Here is a 17,789-nt window from a genome sequence, read left to right as displayed (position 1 = left end):
ATCGGGGTAAAATTCACTGCTTTTATACCGGAAGTCGTTTTCTCATCCAACGAATCTGCCCCCGATGATTAATCTCATCCTCAAATACGTGGTACCACATGAAATAATGGTTAGCGGGCTGGTTCCGCCAGAATGGGTATTCCTCATACAACCAATCATCTGTCTTCTTCTTGAAAACCTCATATGTTTTGCTGCGCACCTCGCTCAAGATGCTTAGATAATAGTCGAGGTTATTTCCCTTAATTTGGGCTCTTTCTTGATCACCAAGCTCGAGGGCTGCTCCCCAGATTTTCATTTCTTCCTCGTTCAAATCACGGTGCTCGAATGTCTCTAACTGATAAGCAACCTCGACGGCCGCGAAGTGCAGCAGCAAAGAGCCGATGGAGTTACTTGCCGCGTCCATTGTGTAGTCTAATTGCTCGGTTGTGAGTCCTTCCACACTTCTCAGCGTCGTACTTCTCGCGTAATTCATCATTGACATCAGCCTGCTAATTTGAGGCGCATAGCCTGGGATGTCTGTGATTAAAAGAAGATTGGGTGAATCGTGCATATGTACATTCGCTCCTTGTTTAATCGTTAAAAGATTATCTTATTTAGATTCGTTCTTTTGGTAGATTTTCCCTGCATAAGCTTTAAACGCCTCTCTCAATCTCAGCTTAAATCTTCCCACTAGCCCAAACATGATAAAGAAACTACCACTATCACTACACCAACAACAACAACCTCTACCAGTTCCAAGTGCTAGGTGCCAAGTGCCAAGTCCAGCCCCCAGTCCCCAGTCCCCAGTCCCCAGTCCCCAGTCCCCAGTCCCGTTGGAGTATCGAACAATATTTGCTGTAAAACATGCAGTTAATTTCACTTCAGCTGCTCATCTCTCATGTATTACCTGCATTTCCTACATCAAATTCACCCATAACGCTCAGTTTGAGCCTCTTAAGGCGAAATTAGCTGTATATTTTGCAGGTAATCCCCTCCGAAGGGCGTTCAACACCTAATTTTGATGCACAAAAATGCATGTATTGTGAATTCGTGCTTCCCTCATGGTTGGTCAATAATCTTTACATTTCCATCGTTGTATCCAATGACTAATGAACTTACCATACGAGTAAATAAGCCATTATCAACAACACCTGGAATCAAGTTGATTTGTTTATTTAGCTCTATTGGCTCTACTATTTTTTCAAAGTTACAATCTACGATTATGTTTCCGTTATCCGTGACATACTCTTTATCGTTACTCATTCGTATCCTTGTGTTACACCCTAGTTCCTTTAATTTATTTATTGTTAAATTCGCAGCAAATGGGACAATTTCGACCGGTAATGGAAATTTGCCTAAATGTTCTACTTGTTTTGATTCATCTACAATTACAAAAAATCTCTTACTATTAATGGCTAGTATCTTCTCTCTGACTAATGCGCCTCCTCCACCCTTGATTAAGTTTAAATGAGAATCAACTTCATCCGCACCATCAATCGTTAGGTCTATCACATCTATTTCAGAAAAAGCTACTATTGGAATTCCTAATTTATTTGCCAATTCATCCGAGTCTCTAGAACTCGCTACGGCCCGGATACGAAGTCCTTCCTGTATTCTTTGAGCAATTTTTTGGATTGCCCAATAGGCTGTTGATCCAGTACCTAATCCAACTACCATGCCATCTTCAATAAATTCTACAGCTTTCTCAGCAGCTAGTTGTTTGGGGTTCATCATTTTCTATTTTCACTCCTAAATTTAAGTTATTCCTTACCTTATTTTGCCCTTATCCTATCTTAATTACAATCTTTGTCCATTGGAAAAGGAATTCATATATTTTCGTTAACCCCCCACAAATTTCCTTTATATAAATAAAAAAGAAGCCCAATCTCTCAGGCTTCTCTACTTATTATGATTGCCGCTCATCGCCATACCACAGTTCCCTGAACGTCGCACTTTGCCGCAGCAGTTCCTCCGAGTTTCCTTCGGCCTCAATACGGCCGTCCTTCATTACAATGATGTGGTCAGCCCGCGAGAGCGCCGTTTTGCGGTGAGATACGACCAGGCAGGTCGCGTCGCTTCGACGCTGGAACATCCGCTCCCACAGCTTCTGTTCCGTCTCGACATCGAGCGCGCTCGACAGGTCGTCGAAGACGTAAAGCTCGGCGTCGCGCACGAGCATGCGCGCTGCAGCCGTTCGCTGCGCTTGCCCGCCGGAGAGCTTCACCCCGCGCGGGCCGATGACGGTGTCCAGCCCGCCAGGCAGCTGCGCGACGTCGAACTCCATCACCGCCGCGTGTAAGGCCATTTGCAAGCTATCGCCTTGCTCCGCTTGCCCGAGCAAAATATTGTTGCGCAGCGTATCGCTGTATAGCCGCGGAACCTGCGCGGTATAAGCGCTCCGCGGCGGTGTAAAGAACGTGCCCGGATCTTCGACGGGCACGCCATTCCACGCAATCGTTCCCTCTCCCTTGGGCAGCAGCCCTAGGAGAGAGCGAACAAGCGTGGTCTTGCCCGAACCAATCGTTCCCGTAATAACGGTGAACGATCCTCTTTTCAAGCTGAAGTGAATGTCCGAGATCCCTCTGCCTGTATCAGAGTAGGCGTAGCTAAGTCCATTCACATCAAGCCGCTGCAGCGAGGTCTCAATCTCTTTTTCACGATTGTATCTTTCCTCTACCTTTGCACCAACCGCGATTTCATGCTCGAATCCTATCTCTTGTTTTCCCCCACCCAGACTCTCATTCTCTCTTCCTTTCTGAGCCAAAGGGATAGCGGACACATTAACCTCCGCCACTTTACTTTCCGCCTTCAAATGAAGTGAATTAACCATTGTAAGAACCTTAGCCGATGCCCCCTGCAAAAGGAACGTCAATCTCTCCAGCGACACACTCATCTGCTTAAAATACGTAATAAATTTACCCACATTCGTAATAAACTGCGTAACAAAAGTTAAATAGTACACGAACAAAGCCAAGTCACCGACGGTAAACGTCCCAGCTCTCATTTTTGTTCCAGCTAGTAATAGAATCAGCCCCGTTCCCAAATTAACTGAGTTTGAGAACACTGAATCCAGCAGTTCACCCATGAGCCGATCCTTCAGCATCGCTTTCCTACGGTCATCACCGAAACTGCTGAACCGAGCGATCACTCGTTTCTCCGCACCGGCGACTTGAATCGCCTGCACACTGCCGAACATTTCGCTGATCTCTCCCGTTACCTTGGAGGTAGCTTCGCGGCTAGCTGCGCGATATTTCTGTAAGCGAACCGTAGCCAACTGCGCAGCCGTAATGACCAGAACGATCGGCATAAACACAAGCAGAGTCATTTGAGCATCAATCCGAATCAGGATATAGCCCGATACGAGGGCAAAACAAGTCATCCCGAAAACATCGACCGACCAGCTTGCTGCCTCTTCCGATTGATCAACATCATCTCGGAAGTGACTAATCGCTTCCCCAGGCGAAACGGGAATGGCCTGTGCCCCCGGCTGTTTTAATACATGCTCAAGCAAGTTTCGTCTAAGCAGCATCCCCATACGAAAGCGAAAATTAACATCCGTAATAAAACCAATTACAATCAGCATAATGCGCCCTAAGGCTGCAGCCATTAACAATGCGATCAGTCCCCATACACCATAACCGAGCGCTGACGTACCTGTCAGAGAATCGAAAAACTCTTTCGTTATAAGTCCAGGCGCAATCGGCGCCAAATAGATAACTGTCCAAGCTATGGCGTTAACCAGATACCGTATTGGACGGTACATAATAAGCCGCCACAAATATTGATACGTATTCATGCCAACACCTCCTCTAAGCCTGTGGCAAGTAACTGGCTGAAGCGAGAGTTCGGATCTGCAGCCAGATGCTCTCTTTTACCCGATTCCAACACACGCCCATTATCCAAAATAAGAATGTGATCCGCTCGTTGAACGGTTGTTAGACGATGAGCAATCATGATACAGGACCGCTGTGTCAACAATTTAGAAACCGCTTTTTCCATACGCTGCTCTGTCAGCGGGTCGAGTCGTGAAGAAGCTTCGTCCATGATCACAAGTCCGGGGTTCGTTAAGAAAACCCTTGCGAAGGCTAGCAGCTGTGCTTCTCCTGCTGACAGGCTTCCTCCTCCGGAGGCTAAACCTGTATTTAGCCCATCAGGCATGGCTTCATACCACGCTCCGAGTCCAAGTTCCTTGAGTACTTCAATAATTTGTTCGTCCGTAATCGAATCGTCGTAGAAGGTTAGGTTATCTCGAATGGTCCCTTGCATAATTTCAATATTTTGCGTCACAAGGGCTACACGTTTACGTAGATCAACTAACTTACAGCTCCGGATATCCGTACCGCCAAGCGCGATACTTCCACTTTGAGGATCGTAAAAGCGGAGCAGCAACCTTGCCATTGTTGACTTACCACTCCCCGTGCGGCCGAGAAGTCCTAGGACTTCTCCTGGTTTTAGAGTCAGATTTAAACCCTCAATCGTAGGCTGATCCCCATCATAACTAAACGTGACGTCGCGGAATTCAACGCTTAGCGGTCCTTCCGGTAACGAAGCCCCAGTCCCATCCTTAATCTCAGACTGGATAGCGAACAGCTCGCGAATACGTGAGATACTAGCGTCTGCCTTTTGCAAATCTTCCATTTGCGTACGAATCTTTTCAATCGGCTTGGCTAGTAATTCCGTATAGAAGAAAATCAGATACACCGTACCTAGAGAGATTTGCTGGGTGTGCCACAGATAAGCACTAATACCAAACGCCATGGCATTGCCAAGCGCAAAAACGAAAATAGACATGTTCCACATCGCACAGAAACCGAGAAAGGCTTTTACCCGAAGCGGCAGCATTTTTCTAAGCATCGTATAGAAGCGATTCATAACGAACCCAACTGCACCATTGGCGCGAATATCTTCTGTTCCTTCCAAATGCTCACCAATAAAACCATAAAACTCTGCGTTCGCCTGCCGCCAACCCGCCCAAACTGGAACAGCGAATTTACGAATCCACTGAATCATAAAGACCGCAAAAACGACGAAAAAGGCCATCCCCGCGCCAATCAACCAATTTTCCCGAAGTAATAAAATAATGATACCAGCCATCAAGAGCAGATTACCCAATAAATGAATGATCATGCTCGAGAAGAAATTGGCCAATGCATTCACATCCCCATCTACACGTTCGATGAGCGAGCCTGATGTATGTGATTTATGAAAGGACATATCCAGTGATAAACAATGAGCGGCAAGATCCACTCGCAGCTTATTCGTAGTTTTCCACCCTACATTTTCACTAAAATAGGTAGCTATGACGGAAACCAGCTGCTGCACAAGCGCAAAGCCAATAAACATAATCGCGGCTGTGATCAGTGGCTGCATCGCCCCTTGTGTTTGAGCGGTATCGATAAAATAGCGAATAATTTGCGGGTTGATGAGCTGAAGACCAATAGATGCGAATAAGAGCATCGTCAATACAATGAGCGTACCCTTTTGCGGGAACAAATATCGGCTAAGCAGCTCCGCATATTGTCCCATCGTGTTATGCTTTTTTTGTTTATGCTTCATCATAGAAGCGTCCTCCGCCAATAATTAATGACATTAATATTTTACACTACTAATCAAACCATTTCTTGTTTCTGAATAGCAAATACATGCCGAAACCAATGCCGAACATGATAAATAGAACAACAAAATAACCCCAACGCCAAGTAAGTTCCGGCATATTTTGAAAATTCATTCCGTATATCCCAGCAATAAATGTCAGAGGCATGAAAATCGTCGTAATCACCGTTAAAGTCTTCATAATCGTATTCATACGATAGGAATTTATGGAAACATAACTATCTCGTATATCCGCAGTTAAATCTCGATTGGAGTCAATAATTTCTGAGAGCTTAAGCAGATGGTCGTAGATGTCTGTAAAATAGACGACATGTTCTTTAAGACCTTCAATTTTTTCGGTATTAATAACACGATAGAGCAGATCCCTCATAGGAACAATTGTCTTTCTAATCTTTAACAGCTTAGCTCTTATTTCAAATATTTCATTCATTAAAATGTGAACTGGAACACTTTTACCTCTTACTTCGATTTCATCTAATTGATCTTCGATTTGATATAGACTAGGGAAATATTCATCTACCAGCTTATCTATAATTAAATAAGCCGTGTATACAATACCTTTCTCACGAAACTTTTGTTGTTCTGCCATCCGATGCCATGCCTCATCAATTTCCTTAGACGGTGAATAATGAAAGGTAACAATGAAGTTAGTGCCCCAGAACATGTCCACCTCTTCCGCAGCTAACGTTTCAGGATGCAAGGCATGTAGGACAAAAAAATGAGTATCATTGTAATGATCTAGTTTAGGTCGCTGCAGATGATGATAACAATCTTCTATAGCCAGTGAATGAAATTGAAAGTGCTTTTGTAAGAGCAAGGCTTCCTCTTTGGAAGGCGCATTGAAATCTACCCAATACCGATCTATATTTGAATGTTTAAGATCTTCTAATGAGGATAGATGGATAATCTCCTGTTCTTCGTTAACAGCCAATATTCTAATCACTTGTGTCTCCCCCTTAATTCCCTATTCTTTAACCTACAACAACGATTAAAGCTTGTCCATACACAACGGCAAAAAAGCCGCAATCGCTCGCGGCCCTCATTCCCCTTTTTTTAAAAAAACTAATTTTAAAAATAACGTGATGTTATCATCTTTTTCTTCGTATAAAACTCTACACCATCTTTGCCATTGGCATGCAAATCTCCATAGAAAGAGTCTTTCCAGCCTGAGAATGGAAAAAAAGCCATCGGAGCCGGCACGCCAACGTTCACGCCAAGCATTCCCGCTTCCACTCCTTCACGAAATTTCCGCACTGCTTTAGCATTTTCCGTGTAAATGACCGCCGAGTTGCCGAATCGCGATTGATTCACTAGGAGCAGCGCTTCGTCCAAATCCTCAGCACGGAATAGGGATAAGACTGGGCCAAATATTTCCTCTTTAGCGATGGTCATGTTCGGTTTCACATGATCAAATACCGTAGCCCCAAGGAAAAATCCTTCCGTCGAACGAGCCTCCGCATCTCTTCCATCTAATAGAAGTTCCGCTCCCTCCTCTATCCCTTTGTCAATAAAAGCTTCAATCCTGGTGCGCTGTTCACTTCGAATGAGCGGTGTGAGTGTTACTTCTTCCTTCATCCCATTGCCAAGAACCATATTACGCGCCTCATGATGAAGCCTATTCACGAAATTATCCCCGTCCCCAACAACTACAATAGCCGAGCAAGCCATGCATCTCTCCCCCGCGCTTCCAAAGGACGACATGATAATATTCTCAATCGTTTTTTCAACATGGGCATCGGGCATGACGATATGATAATTTTTGGCTCCTGCTAGCGCTTGCACACGTTTACCTGCAGAAGAAGCCTTCTCATAGACATATTTCGCAACCGGCTGCGAGCCTACGAATGAGATAGCTTTTACGGCGGGCGTCGTTGTCAGCGTATTTACCACATCATGTGAACCATGGACGATATTCAGCACCCCATCAGGGAGCCCAGCTTCTTGAAAAAGTGCGGCTAATTTCATTGCCGTCAGCGGCGTTCGCTCAGAAGGCTTTAACACGAACGTGTTTCCACAAGCAATGGCTAAGGGAAACATCCAACATGGCACCATCATCGGAAAATTAAAGGGTGTTATCCCTCCAACTACACCGAGCGGCACACGAAATAACTCTGAATCCATATCGGCGGATATGTTAGCCAATGTCGAACCCATCATATGGGAAGGCGTTCCTGCTGCAAATTCTACACATTCGATACCACGTAGTACCTCACCTAACGCTTCTTTATAGCTTTTACCATTCTCAGACGTAATGAGCTCTGCAAGCTCTTGCTCGTGTTCCTGCAATAACTGCCAGTAATGAAATAAGACTCTTGCTCGTTTGGGCACGGGAGTTCTGCTCCATGATTCGAAAGCCGTTTGTGCCGCTAGGACAGCAGCTTCTACGTCTTCAGAAGAAGAAAGCGGCACTCGAGCGATGATTTCTCCTGTTGCCGGATTAATCACATCACTCATAGCATCGCTTTCTGAATCGATCCAAACTCCATTTACGAAATTCTGTAAGAGTTTCATATTCGTTCATCTCCTGGTAGGAAGAATTTTTCCCAAAAGTCTTTGGACACATTGTATAATAGGTGAAATTACTATTCCGCTCTGTTACGTCAACTTTCCTTACATGAAGGTGGTGAACTCGCTTGGTACAGACACTCTTACAATTAACAGTGAAAGATATTTTGCAGAGACCGCTATTCCGCAAAGCAGAAGCCATCGCAAGTGAGGAAGCTTTGAAGCGAAAGGTACGTTGGGTACATATCATGGAAGTGACCCAAGTCGGCCATCTTCTCAATGGGAATGAGCTTATTCTAAGCACAGGCATTGGTTGGCATGATAACGAGGAGCTTAGTCTCTCCTTTTTACAGCAGTTGATCGACAGCGGTGCTTCAGGATTATGTATTGAGCTCGGTACATATACGAAACAGCCGCTTGAACGGATGAAGGAGCTTGCCATCCAAGAGAACTTTCCACTTATCTTTTTCCACGAGGAAGTTCGATATATTGACATTACGCAGGATTTACATGCCTATTTCATCCATCAGCATCATAAAATGGTGTCAGACCTGGAATCCCTCTCCACCCAGTTAAATCAGTTACTCCTCTCGGGGAAAGGACTGCAATCTCTCTTAAAGCTGCTGCATCAAACGACACACTCACAAGTCGCCTTCTTTCCCTTCGGTGCTGAGGCGCAGTTCGTCCCTACCATGCCGAAAGCGAAGGCCGATGCCTTTTATGAGAAATGGATTTATGGTGAGATCTTTCAACTGCCTAAGGCTAAAAGCAAACTGGCCCATCGCCCTATTTTAGCCTTAGAACATTTGTTCGCAGACTTACTTTTATACGCCGATCAAGAACTTAGTGAATTTCAGATCCTTGCCTTAGACAGGTTCGCAACGGCCATTGCACAAGAAATGATGCGAACGAAATATATGGAAGAGAAAACGCGGTACAAACAGAATCTCTGGGTCACAGATTGGCTAAACGGCAAACATACAGGGCAAGAAATTCGCGATTATATGCTCTCCATCAAACCCTCCATGAAGCTGGGCCAAACCATCGTCTGTCTATTTGACATCGTCTCATCAGCCGAATCGTCCAAGGACTATGAAGATCTGCTCTTACAGAAGCAGATGATCGCCCGCGCCCTCTTCGAAGGTGAAGGTTTCTATCTCATACCGACCGTCGTACATGGTCAAATCGTGTTCATCCTACTTGACCAATTGCCCGCTATGCCTTGCAAAGAACGAATCTCCAGAGCCATACAAAGACTTCAAAAATCAGAAGCTAATCAAGAAACAATCTTGTTCTCCCCTATGTTCGGCATCGGGAAAACATTAAGTGATCCGTCTCGCGTTAAGGAAAGCTATGTGACCGCCCAAGAAACGATTGAGATTCAGAAAGATACCCGTTTGTTTGCAAGTCCTTTTTATCATGATCAGCATGTTAACAAAGTGATTCTAAAAATGAAACAAACAGGTTTACTGGAGTCATTCATCGATGAATACATCGGGAAATTAATTCATTATGATCGAGAGAAAAATGGACAGCTCTTGAAGACATTGAAAGTTTATTTAGCGCTATGCGGATCCAAACAGGATACTGCCAAGGAGTTATTTATCGTCCGACAAACCCTGTACCACCGTCTGGACAAAATAGCAGCGCTGCTTGGCGACGATTACATGCATCCACACAAGAGGATTGCCATCGAACTCGCCCTACACGGCTACGAATACATAAATGGCGCTATCGTTTAAGCCTGCGATTGTCCTTGAGCAAGGAGTAAAGAGACATAATACTTTCTAGCATTCGCCGTCGTTAGATGCAGATTCGCCGTTTCACCGCCGGGATGTTCGAGATCGAGCCACGCTCCCTCCAGATCTTCCTTCACCCCGACGATTTTGAACTTCTGAGCCACGAAGTCATCCAATTTCTGCTTTTCTAGCTTAAATTGTGCAAACTCAGACATGTGTGGCTCCCCCTTTGATAGCTTCTTCTTTCTTCGATTTTACAACGCCTGAAGCTGCATGGTACGCGTCTCGTTTCACGAATTGCCCGGCACCTGCTGTGCCAACGAATTGTTTATTCCGGATGACGTATTCGCCTCGAGACAGTACAGTAACAGGCTCCCCAGAGATCACGAAGCCTTCAAATGGATTGTAATCCACATTCATATGGTGGGTTTCAGCTGAGATCGTCCGTGTAACGCTCGGATCAAAGATGACAATATCCGCATCGCATCCTACAGCGATGGTCCCCTTTTTCGGAAATAAGCCAAAAAGCTTCGCAATTCGCGTAGACACGATATCTACGAACTGATTCAGCGTGATGCGGCCCTTCACTACACCTTCTGAATATAGGATGGAGAATCGATCTTCAATGCAGGGTCCTCCATTCGGGATTTTGCTAAAATCACCTAGCCCCAAGTCTTTTTGCCCGTTAAAGTTAAATGAGCAGTGATCAGACCCGAGGGTCTGGAGCTGTCCATTTTTCAAAGCGGTCCACAGAGCCTCTTGGTGATACCGCGGTCGCAGCGGAGGCGACCATACGTATTTCGCCCCTTCGAAATTCGGCTTTTCCAAATAGGTCTGATCCAGCATCAAATACTGCGGGCATGTTTCCCCCCATATATCAACGCCTTGATTCCGTGCTTCGGCAATCTGCTGAACGGCTTCTTCGCACGTCACATGAACTACATAGAGCTGAGAACCAGCCAATGCAGTAAGCTTAGCCGCACGCCCAGTCGCTTCTCCTTCAATTAATGATGGACGCGTTAGTGCATGGTAAATCGGATCCGTATTCCCCGCTTCCAACGCTTCTTTAATCAAATATTCGATCACATCGCCATTCTCTGCGTGTACCATGACTAGAGCTCCGTGTCGCTTTGCCTCGAGCAATGTCCGATACAGCGTGCCGTCGTCGGCTTGGAACACATTTTTATAAGCCATAAACACTTTGAGTGAGGTGATCCCCTCTTCGTGAATCATTTTCGGCAGCTCTGCCAGCACCTCATCGTTGATTTCCGCAATCATTAAATGAAATCCATAGTCGATGACGGATTTGCCTGCGGCTTTTTGATGCCAAGTTTGAACAGACTGACTCAGCGGTCTTCCTTTGTTCGTTAAACAAAAATCAATGATCGTTGTCGTTCCACCGAAAGCAGCCGCTTTAGTACCTGTTTCGAAATCATCGGCTGTAACCGTGCCGCCAAAAGGCATGTCAAGATGAGTATGCGGATCAATACCGCCTGGGAACACATAATGACCTGCGGCATCCACAATTTCTGCCCCTTCCTTGGAGAGGTTCAGACCTATTTGCGTAATGATCCCGTTCTCGATAAGGACGTCTGCCTGATATTGGTCAACAGCCGTCACGACTGTTCCGTTCTTAATGAGCTTGGACATGGGTTACACAGCCTCCTTCTTGGTGGTGTCTTTGCCTTCCGACAGCTTGGCGACAGCCTCCTGCCTTTCGTTCCACGTCATTGGCGCATCTGTACCTGATACCTCAATCATAGAAATGGCGCCTTCAACGGGACAAACAATCGCACATAAGTTACATCCCACACAATCTTCTTCGCGTACTTGCAAATAGGACTGCCCCTGGTCACCGGTCAACATATCAATGCATTGATGAGACGTATCCTCGCAAGCAATATGGCATTTGTTGCAGTTGATACAGGTATCCGTGTCAATTCGTGCCACGACCGCATAGTTCAAATCCAAGTTCCCCCAATCGGAGTAGCGCGGAACGGATTTCCCAATCAATTCGGTGACGCTGGCGAGACCTTTTTCATCCAAATAGTTATTCAAACCATCGATCATATCCTCCACAATGCGGAAACCATGGTGCATCGCCGCCGTACACACTTGAACACCTGTCGCGCCCATCAGCATGAACTCAACGGCATCTCGCCAATTGGAAATACCGCCAATACCAGAAATAGGTACGCCAACCTCTGGGTTTCGCGCACAATCAGCAACCATATGGAGGGCAATTGGTTTAACTGCCGGTCCGCAATATCCGCCATGAGAGCCCTTGCCCCCGACATGAGGAATCGTGTTCCACGAATCGATATCCACGCCAGCTAATGAGTTGATCGTATTGATCAACGAAATCGCATCCGCTCCGCCTCGAACCGCCGCCTTAGCGGTGCTCGTAATATCGGTGATGTTCGGCGTCAGCTTCACGATGACCGGCGTCGTCGCTGCTTCCTTCACCCACATCGTCTGCGCCTCCACGAGATCCGGCTGCTGCCCCGAAGCAGCACCCATGCCGCGTTCAGCCATGCCGTGCGGGCAGCCGAAGTTCAGCTCCAAGCCGTCTACTCCGACAGCTTCGACTTTTTTCACGATCTCATGCCACTTCTCCCGGTTCGGCTCTACCATCAGGGAAACGACAATCGCATGATTCGGAAAACGCTTCTTCGTCTCATAAATCTCTTTGAGATTGACCTCGAGCGGCCGGTCTGTGATAAGTTCAATATTATTGAAGCCTGCAACGCGTTGTCCGTTAAAATGAATGGCCGCAAAGCGCGAAGAGGTATTAATAATAGGATCGCCAAGTGTTTTCCAAACCGCTCCACCCCAACCCGCTTCGAAAGCACGCTGAACTTGATAGCCCGTGTTGGTCGGTGGCGCCGATGCTAACCAGAACGGATTAGGTGACGCTATACCTGCTAGATTTATGCGTAAATCAGCCATGTTGAATCCCTCCCGATCCATTTAGATAGTCATTAAGCCGATGCATGTTCCCTTTTCACCAGTTGATTATAAATAGCGTAGGCCGTTTGTTTGCCCTGCTGAGCCGCCGACACAACCATCGCTTCTCCCTGTCCTTCTCCGAAAATGACGTCGCCCGCTGCATACACCTTGGGATTGGACGTTTGACCTGTTGACGGATCAACCGTAACGGTTCCTCGCATATGTGCAAGTTCGAATTGATCAATGAGCGAAACATGCTTCGTCTGACCAATCGCCTTAATAACAGCATCCACCTCAATGATGAATTCTGAGCCTTCAATGGGAACCGGACGTTTGCGCCCCGCTTCCACATCCACAAGCTCCATCCGCAAGCATTCTAATGCCACAACATTTCCATTCATATCCCCGATGATCCGTTTTGGAGCAGTGAGCCACTGAAATGCAACGCCATCCTGCTTAGCGAAATCATATTCGAAATCATACGCCGTCATCTCTTCCTGCGTACGCCGATACACAATTTGTACCTTTTCAGCTCCTAGCCTCACTGAGCACGTGGCCGCATCAATGGCTGTATTCCCCGCTCCAATGACCGCTATCCGTTTCCCAATGAGGGTTGTATCCAACTCCTGTTCCATCTTCGTAGATTCAACAAAATCAATGGCATCGTACACGCCCGTCAAGGCTTCGCCTTCAATACCCAGCATCGGAACCTTCGACATGCCCACAGCCAGAACTACGGCATCATAATCGCTGACCAGCCCGGTCGCACTAACATCTATGCCAACTCGCGTGCTCATGCGGAATTCCACACCTAACTGTCTAACCTGCTCGACTTCCCATAGCGAAATCTCTTGGGGCAGCCGAAACGATACGATCCCGTAGGTATCTAACCCTCCGGCCTGCTCCTTCGCCTCAAACACAGTGACCTTGAAGCCGAAGCGGGCAAGCTCCCGAGCTGCCGATAAACCAGCAGGCCCGCCACCAATCACAGCAACCGACTTCCCATTACTTGCCCCGGCCTTGAATAAAATTTGTTCATTCTTGATAGCCCAGTCTGTGGCATAGCGTTGTAAGTTACCAATCAGGATAGGCTTGGACGAATGATTGAGTACACAAGCCCCTTCACAAAGCTCCTCTGTGGGACACACCCTTGAACAAGAGGCCCCTACCGGATTCGCTTCCATGATCGTACGTGCGGAGCCTTTGAGATTGCCGGAAGCAATCTTTTTGATAAAAGAAGGAATATCAATACCTGTTGGACAGGCACGAATGCAAGGAGCATCATAACAAAATAAACAGCGGTTCGATTCCTCGATCGCCTCTTTCGGCTTCATGCCAGATTTGACCTCGGCGAAATTGCGTTTCAAATCCGTTAAGGAAATAAATGTTGAACTCATCTTCACTCCCCCTCCCACGCTTATAAGCTAACAATTTGATCATAGGTTTCAGGCCTGCGATCCCGATAAAATTGCCAAACATTGCGGACTTCACGGATTAACTCTTTGTCCATTTCACCGATGACCACTTCATCTTGATCCCGACTTCCGATGGAAACGATCGAACCACGCGGATCCACTAAGTAAGATTGACCATAGAATTCTCCCATGTTCCACGGAGCTTCGAGACCAACACGATTAATAGCACCGACATAATACCCATTGGCCACGGCGTGAGCTGGCTGTTCGAGCTTCCAAAGATACTCGGATGTCCCCGCTACTGTAGCGGAAGGATTGAACACGATCTCCGCTCCGCCGAGTCCGAGAGCCCTTGCTCCTTCTGGGAAGTGGCGATCGTAACAAATGTAAACCCCAACTTTAGCAAACGCTGTATCGAACACGGGGTAGCCCAGATTACCAGGTTTAAAATAATACTTCTCCCAGAACCCGCAAGAACCGCCGCCTGCCGCCACGTGTGGAATGTGATGCTTGCGGTATTTGCCCAAATAGGCACCATCAGCATCAATCACAGCAGCGGTATTGTAGTAGGATGCGATGCCTTCTCTCTCATAAATAGGGAGAATGATGACAACACCAAGCTCCTTCGCCAATTCCTGAAAAAGAATTGTCGTTGGCCCCTTCGGTATTTCCTCTGCGGCATCATACCACCTTGTTGTTTGCTCTGAGCAGAAGTAAGGGCCGTAGAAAATCTCTTGCAATGAAATGATTTGCGCGCCCTGCAGCGCCGCTTTACGAACCAACGCGATATGTTTTTGTATCGCTGCTTCTTTGTGCTTGGCCACAGCCTCATCCCCATGCACATCATGCGATGCTTGAATGAGGCCAATTTTCACTTTGCTCATGGCTGGAAGCCCCCCTTTTCCGTGGCTATTCGTCGTGCAGTGCGGTATAAAAGCTCCGTGCCCTGCGTAATGTCCTCTGGACTAGCATATTCTTTGGGATTGTGACTGATGCCTTCGAGGCATCGAACGAAAATCATCCCATAGTCACACACATAGGACATAGTGAGCGAATCATGAAAAGGTCCGCTCATCAGCTCTGGCGGGGTCAACCCCATCAGAGCTGCTTCCTGATGCAGGCTTTGCTTGATCCAATTCGCGCAGTAGCGTGGTTCACTGTTCGTATCTTCGCGAATCGTATACGTAAGACCATGCTCGCGCGACACGTTCTCGATCACGCTGAGCAGCTCCGCTTCAAGCGCATTGCGACGCCGTAAATCAATGTCCCGCAAGTCAATGGTGAAGGATACCTTCTCTGGGATGATATTGCGGGAATCAGGAAACACCGTAAGGGAGCCCACCGTACCGACGGTCGGAGCACCAGGCTCCTGCCGCACTAACTCATTGAGCGCCACGATAATTTTGGCACAGCCTAGAAGCGCGTCCTGACGCATAGACATCGGCACCGAACCGGCGTGCCCGGCGAAGCCGATCATCTCCACGGTGAGCCACAACGGACCAGAGATTCCGCTGACGATACCGATCGGAGCATCGAGTGACTCCAGAACTGGACCTTGCTCGATATGCAGCTCCAGAAAAGCGCCAATCCGACCTTCTTGGAACACATAGCTCTCGAAGTCAGCAGGGTCACACCCGAACTGAACCAAAGCTTCTCTGCGTGTAACGCCATTTTTGTCCGTACGCTCCAACTCATTTGCTTCAAGCTTTCCGGTCATTCCACGAACGCCGAAAAGCCCTTTGTTGAAGCGACAGCCCTCTTCATCACAGAATGCCACAACTTCAATATTACATTCTGGCGTTATCCCTTCCTCCACCAGCGTTTGGACCACTTCGATCGCACCAAGTACACCTATCGCACCATCAAATCTACCGCCATAAGGCTGCGAATCCACATGAGAGCCTAGCATGAGAACAGGCGCATTCGGATTGCTCCCCTTAAGTACCCCAATTAAGTTGGCGAATGGATCGATGGAAGCTTCCATTCCAGCTTCTTGCATCCAGCTTTTCACCAGCTCTACGCCTTCTCGATCTTCTTTGGACAAGGCAAGCCTGCATACGCCCGTTTCGCCAATTTTCCCGATTTGGGCGAGCTCCTGAATTCGCTGTTGCAGTCGTGAAGCGTTAATTTGTATCTGAGGTGCTCTAGGCAAGTCATATCATCCTCTCTCCTGATTGGCATCAAACACAGCAAGCAAGGTCTCGATGATAAAAGCCACATCCTCATCTGTTGAAGATAACGGCGGACTTAGCGTGAGAATGTTAGCAAATCCAGGCACTGTATCCCCGTTCCTCCCAATGAGCAGACCCTTTTGCTTGCAGCCTACTATGATCTTAGTCACGCGATCAGCAGTTGCCGGAACCCTCGACACTTGATCTTCTACGAGCTCGATACCCATCGCTGATCCGAAAATGCGTATCTCTCCAACATGCGGGTGGTCAAGCAAAGGTTCCAATTGAGTTCTAAATGTGTTTCCGATATGAGCAGAGCGCGTAACCAGATTTTCTTTTTCCAAAATCTCCATATTTTTCAACGCAACAACGCAAGAGACTGGATTACCCCCGAAAGTATTGATATGTCTTAAATGGCTGGTCGCTTCTTTATCTTTGAATGATTCATACAATTCAGCCGAAACAGCGGTTGCAGAAAGCGGCGAGTACGCACTGGTCAAGCCTTTGGCCATTGTCACGATATCCGGTCTCACTCCATAATTCAGATGACCGAATTTCTCACCGGATCGACCGAATCCGCAAATCACTTCATCTACAATGAGCAGCACATTATACTTATCACAAATGCTTCGCACCATGGGCAGGTACTCGTCCGGAGGAACAATCATTCCGCCTCCCGTAATTACCGGCTCCACGATTACACCGGCAACAGAATCTGCCCCCTCCCAAACAATGGCATCCTCGATGGCTTTGGCGCATTGAAAACTGCATGACCCCTTCGTCTGGCCAAATGGACAGCGATAACAATAAGGCGGCGGCACATGCTGAAAGCCCACACCAAGCGGTTCATATTTCAACTTACGCTGCGCTTGCCCTGTTGCACCCAATGCCCCCATTGAATTGCCATGATAAGCGCGATGCCGCGAGATGAACTTATGTTTGGATGGCTTCCCATTCTGATGATGGTATTGGCGAGCAATTTTGAAGGCCACTTCATTGGCATCCGACCCCGAATTTGAGTAAAAGATCCGATACTCGCCATCCAGCCACTCATTCAATTTCGCCGCTAATTCAATTGCTGGTACATGGGATTGAACGAGCGTAGCATAAGCGATTTTCATCATTTGCTCAGCGGCCGCTTCCGCAATTTCTTTTCTACCGTGACCCACATTAACGCACCATAATCCGGACATGCCATCCAAATAACGATTCCCATCCACATCCGTAACCCAGCTGCCCTCACCAGAAGCAAGTATTATCGGATTTTCGTTATGTGCAGACATGTGATGCCACACATATTTGCGATCCTTCTCAAGCAGGTCCTCCTTCGTCACCAGATCACTAACCTCGTTAGTGCTCATAAGCCCAGCTCCCCTCTCTTGATGATGTAAAGAAGGATCGCAGACTACAGTCATCCA

At 47.1% G+C, this 17,789-nt stretch carries 14 protein-coding genes; 1 reads left to right on the top strand and 13 read right to left on the bottom strand.

The genetic code is table 11. The features are described from left to right. Positions 1–22: 22 nt before the first annotated feature. The 6 genes from QFZ81_RS13840 to QFZ81_RS13815 form a co-directional block, all read right to left on the bottom strand. Positions 23–550 (bottom strand): DinB family protein, encoded by a 528-nt coding sequence (locus QFZ81_RS13840; protein WP_307443350.1) that lies wholly within the window; start codon positions 548–550, stop codon positions 23–25. Between the two features lie 488 nt (positions 551–1,038). Then, positions 1,039–1,710, bottom strand: coding sequence for a ribose-5-phosphate isomerase RpiA (rpiA, locus tag QFZ81_RS13835; RefSeq protein WP_307449822.1), 672 nt, complete (start codon positions 1,708–1,710; stop codon positions 1,039–1,041). A 175-nt stretch (positions 1,711–1,885) separates the two neighbouring features. Beyond that, positions 1,886–3,775: an ABC transporter ATP-binding protein gene (locus QFZ81_RS13830; protein WP_307443351.1), complete on the bottom strand. Its 1,890-nt coding sequence runs from the start codon at positions 3,773–3,775 to the stop codon at positions 1,886–1,888. Then, the gene (locus tag QFZ81_RS13825) at positions 3,772–5,538 is read right to left on the bottom strand and encodes an ABC transporter ATP-binding protein (protein ID WP_373462654.1); all 1,767 of its coding nucleotides are present in this window, start codon (positions 5,536–5,538) and stop codon (positions 3,772–3,774) included. The genes QFZ81_RS13830 and QFZ81_RS13825 overlap by 4 nt, the downstream gene beginning before the upstream one ends. Before the next feature lie 46 nt (positions 5,539–5,584). Further along, complete coding sequence (corA, locus tag QFZ81_RS13820; RefSeq protein ID WP_307603064.1) at positions 5,585–6,535, bottom strand: magnesium/cobalt transporter CorA; 951 nt, start codon at positions 6,533–6,535, stop codon at positions 5,585–5,587. A gap of 125 nt (positions 6,536–6,660) precedes the next feature. Further along, positions 6,661–8,103, bottom strand: a complete 1,443-nt coding sequence (locus QFZ81_RS13815) for a CoA-acylating methylmalonate-semialdehyde dehydrogenase (RefSeq protein WP_307443353.1) — start codon at positions 8,101–8,103, stop codon at positions 6,661–6,663. Positions 8,104–8,225: 122 nt separating this feature from the next. On the opposite strand from QFZ81_RS13815, the gene QFZ81_RS13810 reads away from it, so the two are divergent. Further along, on the top strand, positions 8,226–9,839 hold the full coding sequence (locus QFZ81_RS13810; RefSeq protein WP_307603062.1) for a PucR family transcriptional regulator: 1,614 nt from the start codon (positions 8,226–8,228) through the stop codon (positions 9,837–9,839). Here QFZ81_RS13810 and QFZ81_RS13805 read toward each other — a convergent pair. Genes QFZ81_RS13805 through QFZ81_RS13775 form a run of 7 tightly spaced genes read right to left on the bottom strand, consistent with a single transcriptional unit; the run spans position 9,836 to position 17,732 of the window. After that, positions 9,836–10,051 carry a hypothetical protein gene (locus QFZ81_RS13805; RefSeq protein ID WP_307443357.1) on the bottom strand — a complete coding sequence of 72 codons (216 nt, stop codon included), beginning with the start codon at positions 10,049–10,051 and terminating at the stop codon, positions 9,836–9,838. The genes QFZ81_RS13810 and QFZ81_RS13805 overlap by 4 nt on opposite strands. After that, positions 10,044–11,486 carry a dihydropyrimidinase gene (hydA, locus tag QFZ81_RS13800; RefSeq protein WP_307443359.1) on the bottom strand — a complete coding sequence of 481 codons (1,443 nt, stop codon included), beginning with the start codon at positions 11,484–11,486 and terminating at the stop codon, positions 10,044–10,046. The genes QFZ81_RS13805 and hydA overlap by 8 nt, the downstream gene beginning before the upstream one ends. 3 nt (positions 11,487–11,489) lie before the next feature. Beyond that, positions 11,490–12,785 (bottom strand): NAD-dependent dihydropyrimidine dehydrogenase subunit PreA, encoded by a 1,296-nt coding sequence (preA, locus tag QFZ81_RS13795; protein ID WP_307443361.1) that lies wholly within the window; start codon positions 12,783–12,785, stop codon positions 11,490–11,492. Between the two features lie 32 nt (positions 12,786–12,817). Continuing rightward, positions 12,818–14,182, bottom strand: coding sequence for an NAD(P)-dependent oxidoreductase (locus QFZ81_RS13790; protein ID WP_307443363.1), 1,365 nt, complete (start codon positions 14,180–14,182; stop codon positions 12,818–12,820). A 20-nt stretch (positions 14,183–14,202) separates the two neighbouring features. Then, the gene (locus tag QFZ81_RS13785; RefSeq protein ID WP_307443365.1) at positions 14,203–15,084 is read right to left on the bottom strand and encodes a nitrilase-related carbon-nitrogen hydrolase; all 882 of its coding nucleotides are present in this window, start codon (positions 15,082–15,084) and stop codon (positions 14,203–14,205) included. After that, complete coding sequence (locus QFZ81_RS13780; RefSeq protein ID WP_307443367.1) at positions 15,081–16,352, bottom strand: M20 family metallo-hydrolase; 1,272 nt, start codon at positions 16,350–16,352, stop codon at positions 15,081–15,083. Before QFZ81_RS13780 ends, QFZ81_RS13785 begins: the two co-directional genes overlap by 4 nt. A 6-nt stretch (positions 16,353–16,358) precedes the next feature. After that, positions 16,359–17,732 carry an aspartate aminotransferase family protein gene (locus tag QFZ81_RS13775; RefSeq protein ID WP_307443368.1) on the bottom strand — a complete coding sequence of 458 codons (1,374 nt, stop codon included), beginning with the start codon at positions 17,730–17,732 and terminating at the stop codon, positions 16,359–16,361. Between the last annotated feature and the right edge of the window lie 57 nt (positions 17,733–17,789).

Origin of the sequence: Paenibacillus sp. V4I9, from assembly GCF_030817295.1 — a bacterium.
Classification (GTDB): domain Bacteria; phylum Bacillota; class Bacilli; order Paenibacillales; family NBRC-103111; genus Paenibacillus_E.
The sequence above is the reverse complement of the archived record's forward strand: the minus strand, read 5'-3'. Positions and strand labels throughout refer to the sequence as shown.

Excerpts from the sequence above, each read along its gene's own strand:
- QFZ81_RS13825 (WP_373462654.1), bottom strand. The coding sequence starts at position 5,538 with ATGATGAAGCATAAACAAAAAAAGCATAACACGATGGGACAATATGCG.
- QFZ81_RS13830 (WP_307443351.1), bottom strand. The coding sequence starts at position 3,775 with ATGAATACGTATCAATATTTGTGGCGGCTTATTATGTACCGTCCAATA.
- QFZ81_RS13815 (WP_307443353.1), bottom strand. The coding sequence starts at position 8,103 with ATGAAACTCTTACAGAATTTCGTAAATGGAGTTTGGATCGATTCAGAA.
- rpiA (WP_307449822.1), bottom strand. The coding sequence starts at position 1,710 with ATGAACCCCAAACAACTAGCTGCTGAGAAAGCTGTAGAATTTATTGAA.
- QFZ81_RS13805 (WP_307443357.1), bottom strand. The coding sequence starts at position 10,051 with ATGTCTGAGTTTGCACAATTTAAGCTAGAAAAGCAGAAATTGGATGAC.
- QFZ81_RS13775 (WP_307443368.1), bottom strand. The coding sequence starts at position 17,732 with ATGAGCACTAACGAGGTTAGTGATCTGGTGACGAAGGAGGACCTGCTT.
- hydA (WP_307443359.1), bottom strand. The coding sequence starts at position 11,486 with ATGTCCAAGCTCATTAAGAACGGAACAGTCGTGACGGCTGTTGACCAA.
- QFZ81_RS13785 (WP_307443365.1), bottom strand. The coding sequence starts at position 15,084 with ATGAGCAAAGTGAAAATTGGCCTCATTCAAGCATCGCATGATGTGCAT.
- QFZ81_RS13840 (WP_307443350.1), bottom strand. The coding sequence starts at position 550 with ATGCACGATTCACCCAATCTTCTTTTAATCACAGACATCCCAGGCTAT.
- QFZ81_RS13790 (WP_307443363.1), bottom strand. The coding sequence starts at position 14,182 with ATGAGTTCAACATTTATTTCCTTAACGGATTTGAAACGCAATTTCGCC.
- preA (WP_307443361.1), bottom strand. The coding sequence starts at position 12,785 with ATGGCTGATTTACGCATAAATCTAGCAGGTATAGCGTCACCTAATCCG.